Here is a 7899-nt window from a genome sequence, read left to right on the forward strand (position 1 = left end):
GGTCCGTCCGGGCCGCGAGAGCGGCACCGGTCAGGAGATACCCGACGCCAGACACGACAGGGTGTTGATTCAGATGACGAACGTTAAACGCGCGTCACATCGGTAGGAAAAGCAGTCCGGTCTTCCCGCCGGCCGACGCGTAATGCGCAGCCGATCGGCCTTTCAGTGCTGATATCGGCCTTCGGGGCATTCGCGCGTTGATCCCTGTTTTTCGGGGTTCCCGTGCGCGCCGCCGGACCGGAGGGCGGGCCGTCCCCGCAGCCGTTCACGGAGCGGGGAAACGTTCCGGCGGTCGTTCACGGAGCGGGGAAACGTTCCGGCGGCCGTTCACGGTACGGCGGGGCGCGCGGCCCGCGCGTAACGGGACGCCATCGCGCCGAACACCTCGCGGGGCCGCCACCGGGTTTCGTCGAGCATGCCGACCACGCCGTAGGAGGCGAGGTCCCGGTCACCGACATGGGAGAAACCGGCGAAGGTGAACCACAGCGCGGTGTCCACCCCCTCCTCCTCGAAGACGTCCATCAGCTCGGTGAAGTACCGGACCTGCTCACCCTCGTCGCGGACCGCGTCCCGGGGCGGCCGCCAGGCCATGCCGCCCAGGTCGGCCGCGCCCCGGTAGGGGCAGGTGCCGAACTCGGTCACCGCGACCGGCTTGCCGTGCCCGAACCGCTCGCGCAGCTCGGCGCGGAAGGAGCCGGCGTTGCGGGCGTCGCGGTAGGCGTCGACGCCGACGATGTCGAACGGGCCCCAGTCGACGAACTCCCACGGACCCGAGGCGTAGGTGATCCGCCCGCCGAATCCGGCCCTGACGGTCACGGCGGCCTCGGCGAGGAAGCCGTTGAAGCGCTCCATCACCTCGTGGAACGACGCCCACCACGTCATGTCGGCGGTCATCAGCTTCGCCAGGCGGTCGAGGTAGCCGGCGCCCGGGATGAACCCGGCGCCGAAGGCGCTGCTCTCGCACCCGGCCACGAACACCACCTCGGCGCCGCCCCGCCGTACGTTCTCGGCGCGGCGGGCGCAGTCGGCGAACAGCGTGAGCATCGCGCCGGGCTCCAGGTCCACGGGGAAGGGGGCGAACCAGACCTCCAGCCCCGCGGCGGCGGCGTGCCCGGCCGCCACGCCCAGCCGCTCCGGGTCACCGCCGGAGATCCGTACGGCGTCGCAGTGCAGCTCGCCGGCGATCACCTCCATGTCGCGCCGGACGGTCTCGGCGTCGAACGCCCTGCGGCCGAGGTCCGGGCCGGGAAGGAACCCGGTGTCGTAGTTGATGCCGCGTGCGCGCATGTCAGTGTCCTTCCGATCGTTCGATGCCGTGTCGCAGCAGGTCGAAGGCGAGGTCGATGTCCCCGGCGAGACGGGCGCCGGCCTCCTCCGGTGACGCCCCGGCCATCAGGCGGCCGAAGAACGTCTCCTGGACGGTCTGCACGGAGGCGGTGATCTGCGCGGCCGTCAGGGCCGCGACCGGCTCGCCGTACTCCTCCTCCAGCGCGCGGGCCAGCTCCCGCCGCTGGCGGTAGAGGAGGGCTCCGGCGGCGGCGGTGAGCGCCGGGCTCTCCGTGATCACCCTGATCCGGGTGATCAGCTCGTCCCGGTCCATCGCGTCCGCGGGCACGGGCGCGGCGGCGAGCCCGTGGTAGTGCGCCCGCAGCGCCTCCAACGACGACGTCCCGGCCGGACGCCCCGTCACGGCTCCCGCGGGGTCGTCCTCGCCGACCCCTCGCAGGACGAGTGACTCCTTGGTCGGGAAGTACGCGAACAGCGTCGCCTTGGCGACCTCGGCCGCCTCGGCGATCTCGTTGACCGTCACCGCCTCGAACCCGCGCTCGGCGAACAGCCGCATCGCCGCCGCGGTGATCCGCCGGCAGGTCTGTTCCTTCTTCCGCTCTCTCAATCCCGCCATGTCCGTAGAATAACTCGTACCGAGTACGAATTCATACCCGGTTCAAGTTTTTTCGGCGGCACGCCGAAGGACCGCGGAGAAGGGGTATGCAACAGATGCGGTCCCCCGGGCGTCCCTGGTATGTGGAGTTCACCGATTTCGTCGCCGCACGGGCCGACGCGCTGTACCGGTACGGCTACATGCTCACCGGCAACGCCGACGACGCGGCGGACCTGGCGCAGGAGGCGCTGATGCGCCTGGGGGACGCCTGGCCGAGGATCAGGAAGCGCGATGACCCGGAAGGGTACGTCCGCACGACCATGGCCCGCCTGCACATCAGCGTCTGGCGGCGGCTGCGCAGGGAGCGGCTGGTCGCGGCGGTCCCCGAAGGGGCCTACATCGACGACCGCGTCGGGGACGACACCGGCCTGTGGAAGGAGCTGAAGGGGCTGCCGCCCAGGCAGCGGGCCGTACTGGTCCTGCGGTACTACGAGGACCTCTCCGACCAGGAGATCGCCGAGCTCCTCGGCGTCTCACGCGGCACGGTGCGCAGCCAGGCGGCCCGTGCGCTGGACAAACTCAGGGTGCGGGTCACCGCTCTCGAGACGGGGCGAGTGTGATGAAGGACAGGGACGAACAGGATCTGGTCCGCGCGCTGCGCGGAGCCGCGGATGACGCGCCCGGGCCGGCCGGGGACGTGCTCACGGCGATCGCCGACCGGCGCAGGCGTCGGACACGCAGGCGGGCGCAGTCGGTGCTCGCGGTGGCCGGCGTGGTGGCGGTGATCGGCGGCGGTACGGCGGTGGCCAGGGGCGCCTTCCCCAGCGGGGGCGGGGAAAGCGCCCGGATCGCCGGCGTGGCGGCCGGCCCGTCGGAGCCGGCCGCCACGTCCTCCGCCGAAGCGGACGACCCCTCCCGGGCGGCCGGGGGGGAGCCGGAGGCGGACGTGCGGCCCGTCACGGAGGTCTGGCCGGAGGCGGTGTCCACCATCCCGGCCAAGGCCGCGGACGGCTGGAAGTACCGGCCGATCACCGGGCTGAGCGCCACGGAGCTGCTGCTCTCCGCCGAGTCGTCGTTCGAGAAGGCGGGCCGGCTGGAGGTCTACGACACCGCGGCGCACAGGAGCACCGTGCTCGCCGAGATGCCCGCCCCGCCGGGTGTGAAGGGCTATTTCGCACAGGACGTCGAGGCGGGGGCCGACTCCATCGTGTGGTGGGGGGAGACCCCCAACAACAGTGACGAGTGGGCCGACTTCTGGGTCGTCCCCCGAGGCGGCGGCACGGCGCGGCAGGTCGGCGAGGTCACGGGCGCCCAGGCTCACGTGGAGCGGATCGGCGTCACCGCGGACTCCGTCGTCTGGTCGGTGAACGCCGGGGGGCTCTACCGCATGCCGCTGACCGGCGGCTCCCCGGAGCCGATCCCGGGGACGGACGGCCTGCACCTGCTGTCCTGGCCGTGGGCGTTCGACGTCGCCAACGGAGAGGAGGGCGAGGACTGGGACAGGAACCAGACCAAGCTGGTCAACCTGGAGACGGGCCAGGCGACCGAGGTGAACGTCCCGGACGCCGCCCGAGGGCTGCGCTGCGGTCCGGCCTGGTGCTTCGGCGCGCGCGGCGAGGAGACCATCGTGCAGCGGACGGACGGCTCGGGCCGTAAGGCCCTACCGGGACTGCTCGGCAGGATGGAGTACACACCCCTCGCTGACGGCAGGTTCGGGTTCTTCAGTCTGTCCCCGGTCACCGGTCTCGACACGGAAGGAGAGGAGATCGAGGACTTCCACCTACCGCTGGCCGCGGTGTACGACCCGGTCACCGGCCGTGCGGCAGGCGTCGGTAAACGGAACTCGTCCGGCGGCGGGGGCCTCGGCACCGGGATCTCCTCCTCGCCGACCTCGATCATCTACTGGGACGAGGACCGGCGTCAGGTGGAGGAGTGCAGGATGGAGGACGCGTCCTCCATCCCCAGACCGTCGGGGGCTCCGAGCCCGACCGGGAAGGTCAAGGCCTGCTCGACGGTCGAGAAGGGCGGCGGCAAGGAGTTCACGGTCGTGAACCTTCTCGCCGTGCCCTCGACGGAATAACGTTCTGCCCATGAGGATCTTCAGCGATGTCAGGGAGCTCAAGGCCGCCCGCGGCGAGCACCTGGGACACACCGAGTGGCGGCCGATCACCCAGGAACGGGTCGACGGGTTCGCCGACGCGACCGACGACCACCAGTGGATCCACGTGGACCCCGAGCGGGCGAAGAACGGCCCGTTCGGGGCCACCATCGCCCACGGGTACCTCAGCCTGGCGCTGCTGCCGTCGTTCATGGCGGAACTGGTGCGGGTGGACGGCCTGGCGATGGGGATCAACTACGGGCTCGACAAGGTCCGCTTCCCCTCGCCGGTCCCGGTCGGGGCACGGATCCGGGCCGGAGCCGAGCTCCTCGACGTCAAGGGGACCCCGGCGGGCTACCTGGCGAAGGTCCGCATGACCGTCGAGGTCGAGGGCGGGAAGAGGCCCGCATGCGTCGCGGAGACCCTCTCCCTCTACGTCCCCGCCGAAAGCGACTGAGCCCCGGCGCTCCCGGCCGGCCCCGACGCCGCCGGTTCCGAAGGCCCCGGCCGGTCCGGACGCCGTAGCCGGTCGGACGTCATCGGCCGGTCCGGGCGCCGGCGGGGCCGTGGCGATCCGCGCGGGCTCCGGCCCGGGTGCCTCTCACGCCTCCGGCGAGAGTCCCCGGGCCAGGATCGCCGCCTGGACACGACTGCGCAGTCCCAGTTTGCCCAGAAGCCGACTGACATGGGTCTTCGTGGTCGCCTCCGCCATGTCCAGCTCGGCGGAGATCTCCGCGTTCGACAGGCCCCGCCCGACGCACGCCAGCACCTGGCGCTCACGCGGGGTCAGGCTCCCCAGATCGTACGGCTCGCGCTCCGGCACGGACGTGGCGAAGGCCGAGATCAGCCGCCGGGTGACCGAGGGCGAGATGAGCCCGTCGCCCCGGGCCACCACCCGCACCGCGTCCACCAGCGCGTCGGCGTCGGTGTTCTTCAGCAGGAAACCGGCGGCACCGGCGCGCAGCGCCCCGAAGACGTACTCGTCGAGGTCGAACGTGGTCAGGATCAGCACGTCGGCGATCCCGCTCAGCTCGCGCGTCGCCGAGACGCCGTCCAGCCTCGGCATCCGGACGTCCATCAGCACCACGTCGGGCCGCAGTTCGCGCGCCATCGCGACGGCCTGCTCGCCGTCCGCGGCCTGCCCGACCACCTCGATGTCACCGTGACCGCCGAGGATCAGGACGATCCCCGCGCGGACCGCCGCGTGGTCGTCGGCGACCAGGATCCGGATGGTCATGTGGACTCCTCGGTGGCGTGGTGACGGGAACGGCCTGCCAGACGTGAGGCGATCCGCATGGTCATGTGGACTCCTCGGTGGGCAGCAGGGCATGGACCCGCCAGCCGCCGCCGTACGGCCCGGCCTTGAACTCGCCGCCGACGAGAGCGGCCCGTTCCCGCATGCCGATGATCCCCGCACCGGTGCTGACGACCCCCGTACTCGCACCCGTGCCCGTGATCGCGCCCGCGCCCACGTCGGCGCCCGCGCCCACGTCGGCGCCCGCGCCCACGTCGGCGCCCGCGCCCACGTCCGCGCCGGAAAGCGGGCGCCCGTCGTCGTCCAGCGGATTGTCCACGGTCAGCGTGACCGCGCCCGGCCGGTAGCCGACCACCACGTCGGCGGCCTTCCCACCGTGTTTCAGCACGTTGGTGAGCGACTCCTGGATGATCCGGTATCCGGCGAGATCCACCGGCGCGGGCAGGTCGCGGGCCTCGCCGTCCACGTGGAACCGTACCTCCATGCCCGCCTCCCGGGCCCGTTCGGCCAGCTCGCCGGCCTCGGCCACCCTCCGCCGGACGGCCTCGGCCTCCTCGTCCTCCCCCCGGAGCAGACCGATCATGGCACGCATCTCGGTCATGCCCTGGAGGCTGTTCTCCCGGATGGAACCCAGCACCGTCCGCACGGTGTCCCCGTCCAGGTCGGCGCGGGAGAGCACGGCGGTGGACTGGATGGCGATCGCGCTGAAGTGGTTCGCGATCATGTCGTGCAGTTCCCTGGCCATCCTCGCCCGCTCGGCCTGCACGGCCGCCGTCCGATCCAGCTCGGCGAGCCGCGCCACCTGCTCGGCCCTGGCGCGCTCGGCCGCCGCCTGCTCCTCCAGCTGTCTGATGATCATTCCGGTGATGACAGGGGTGGTTCCGACGAGGGCGCACTGGACCAGGATCACCGCGGCCATCTCCACCTCACGCATGAGGATCCCGGCCGCCACGCCCGCGACGACGGCGAAGACCGAGGTGATGCCGAGCATCCACCGGCCCAGGGGGCGGGGACCGTACCTGACGGCGGCGTAGATGTTGTCGGTGACCACGATGACGGTGCCCAGGGAGAACCCCATGGCGAAGTCACCGGCGAAGGCCACCACCCCGAGGCCGAGCGCGAGCAGCGGCCTGCTCCGCCGTACCGCGACGCCCAGGCACGTGAGCGCCAACGGGACGGCGAACAGCGGGGCGGGCGCCCAGCGGTGCTGGTAGACGCCGGCGGCGAGCAGGGCGATGCCGCCGAGGAACGACGCCACGGCCCACAGCACGTCGTCCCGTCTCATGCCTCTCATCTCACCATCCGGGCCGCGTGGTGGACATCCGCGTACGGGGCGGCTTGGCCGTACATACAAGTATGTACGGTAGTTCCTCACCAGCGACGATGTCCCGCGGGCGCGGGGCGGCGATGCTGGAGGCATGATTCTGGCCGTCATCATCGGATGCGAGATCGGGTTCTGGGTCCTCCTCGGACTGGGGCTCGTCACGCGCTATCTCTGGCGCATGCGGCGGCTCAGCACGGCCCTGCTGATCGGCGTCCCGCTTCTCGACGTGGTCCTGCTGGCCGCCTCCGTCATCGACATGCGCGGCGGCGCCACCGCCGACTGGCGCCACGGCCTGGCCGCCGCCTACCTCGCGTACTCGATCGTCTTCGGCCACCGGACCGTGAAGTGGGCCGACGCCAAGTTCGCCCACCGCTTCGCCGGAGGCCCCGAGCCGTGGAAGCCGCCCGCCGGAGGCATGGCTCGGGCCCGCTACGAATGGGGCATCTGGTTCAGGATCGTCCTCGCGTGCGGCATCGCCTGCGGCCTGCTGCTCGGCCTCGCCTGGATCGTCGGAGACCCCTCACGGACCGCCGCCCTGAACGACTTCATGCTCAGCCTGCCGAGGATCATCCTGATCGCCCTGATCTGGCCGGTGAGCTACACCCTCTTCCCGAAGAAGGCGAAGAACGAGCGACGGGAGCCGGCGGACGCCCCGGCGGAACCGGGGGAGTCGCGGCGGGTGTGAGCTCCGGAGACGCTTCGGAGGAGAGCGGACAACTGGTTCGAGGTACTCCGCGGAACCCGCTATAGTTACTTACGCAGCGAGCGGCCGTAGCTCAATGGATAGAGCATCTGACTACGGATCAGAAGGTTAGGGGTTCGAGTCCTCTCGGCCGCGCAGCACGGAAGCCCAGGTCATCAGCCGATGACCTGGGCTTCTTCGTGTTGTGGATCAGTTGACGGTGTCCGGCTGTGTCCGGCTGTGTCCGGCTGTGTCCTGGGGACTCCGGCTGATCGTGCCGAATACGTGCCGGAGGTTTCCACCTCAGGCGGAACCAGGGACGACGAGCCTGCTGGGGGCGTGGCGCGAGGCTGTCCGGTACGCGTGTGTAGCCGAGTTCTTCTCGCATCGCTCCGGAAAGCTTGGCTACAGCTTCGAACAGGGCTTGCAGTGCAGTGTCCGCCTGTGAGAAGTCCTGCTTGCGCATGATCTCCCGGTACGTCGTCAGAGCTGTGATGGCCTCACTGCAAGCCTTCCTTACCTTGGGGCCGCCCACGATAAAAAGCTCCTGGTAGACGACCAGCGGTTGCGTCCACGGAGGTGGTGTATGAGTTTCCCCAGCTAGCAGGCGTGGCGCCGTGAAATGAGAACGGCCATCGCGTGATCCTTCGAGTGCGAA

At 70.9% G+C, this 7899-nt stretch carries 8 protein-coding genes and 1 tRNA gene; 5 read left to right on the forward strand and 4 right to left on the reverse strand.

The window, feature by feature from the left end; all coding sequences use genetic code 11:
- Positions 1 to 327 precede the first annotated feature (327 nt).
- Positions 328 to 1287: a hypothetical protein gene (locus tag ACFYSC_RS34765; RefSeq protein ID WP_389969994.1), complete on the reverse strand. Its 960-nt coding sequence runs from the start codon at positions 1285 to 1287 to the stop codon at positions 328 to 330.
- Between the two features lies 1 nt (position 1288).
- On the reverse strand, positions 1289 to 1903 hold the full coding sequence (locus ACFYSC_RS34770) for a TetR family transcriptional regulator (RefSeq protein WP_389969996.1): 615 nt from the start codon (positions 1901 to 1903) through the stop codon (positions 1289 to 1291).
- A gap of 86 nt (positions 1904 to 1989) precedes the next feature.
- On the opposite strand from ACFYSC_RS34770, the gene ACFYSC_RS34775 reads away from it, so the two are divergent.
- From ACFYSC_RS34775 to ACFYSC_RS34785, 3 genes are read left to right on the forward strand one after another with little or no spacing between them, the layout of a single operon-like run.
- Entirely contained in the window at positions 1990 to 2502 is a 513-nt protein-coding gene (locus ACFYSC_RS34775; RefSeq protein ID WP_389969998.1) for a SigE family RNA polymerase sigma factor, read from the forward strand.
- Entirely contained in the window at positions 2502 to 3962 is a 1461-nt protein-coding gene (locus ACFYSC_RS34780; protein ID WP_389970000.1) for a hypothetical protein, read from the forward strand. Before ACFYSC_RS34775 ends, ACFYSC_RS34780 begins: the two co-directional genes overlap by 1 nt.
- A gap of 10 nt (positions 3963 to 3972) precedes the next feature.
- On the forward strand, positions 3973 to 4437 hold the full coding sequence (locus tag ACFYSC_RS34785) for a MaoC family dehydratase (protein ID WP_389970002.1): 465 nt from the start codon (positions 3973 to 3975) through the stop codon (positions 4435 to 4437).
- Between the two features lie 144 nt (positions 4438 to 4581).
- On the opposite strand, the gene ACFYSC_RS34790 is transcribed toward ACFYSC_RS34785, so the two are convergent.
- Both ACFYSC_RS34790 and ACFYSC_RS34795 read right to left on the reverse strand, forming a co-directional pair.
- Positions 4582 to 5217, reverse strand: a complete 636-nt coding sequence (locus ACFYSC_RS34790) for a response regulator (RefSeq protein WP_389970004.1) — start codon at positions 5215 to 5217, stop codon at positions 4582 to 4584.
- Between the two features lie 61 nt (positions 5218 to 5278).
- Positions 5279 to 6520, reverse strand: a complete 1242-nt coding sequence (locus tag ACFYSC_RS34795; RefSeq protein ID WP_389970007.1) for a sensor histidine kinase — start codon at positions 6518 to 6520, stop codon at positions 5279 to 5281.
- A gap of 133 nt (positions 6521 to 6653) precedes the next feature.
- Here ACFYSC_RS34795 and ACFYSC_RS34800 point away from each other — a divergent pair, with 133 nt between their 5' ends.
- Together ACFYSC_RS34800 and ACFYSC_RS34805 are read left to right on the forward strand one after the other, a co-directional pair.
- Entirely contained in the window at positions 6654 to 7244 is a 591-nt protein-coding gene (locus tag ACFYSC_RS34800; protein WP_389970009.1) for a hypothetical protein, read from the forward strand.
- Positions 7245 to 7324: 80 nt separating this feature from the next.
- Positions 7325 to 7397 (forward strand) — tRNA-Arg (locus ACFYSC_RS34805).
- The last annotated feature ends 502 nt before the right edge of the window (positions 7398 to 7899 follow it).

Origin of the sequence: Streptosporangium sp. NPDC004379 (assembly GCF_042873875.1) — a bacterium.
Lineage (GTDB): Bacteria > Actinomycetota > Actinomycetes > Streptosporangiales > Streptosporangiaceae > Streptosporangium.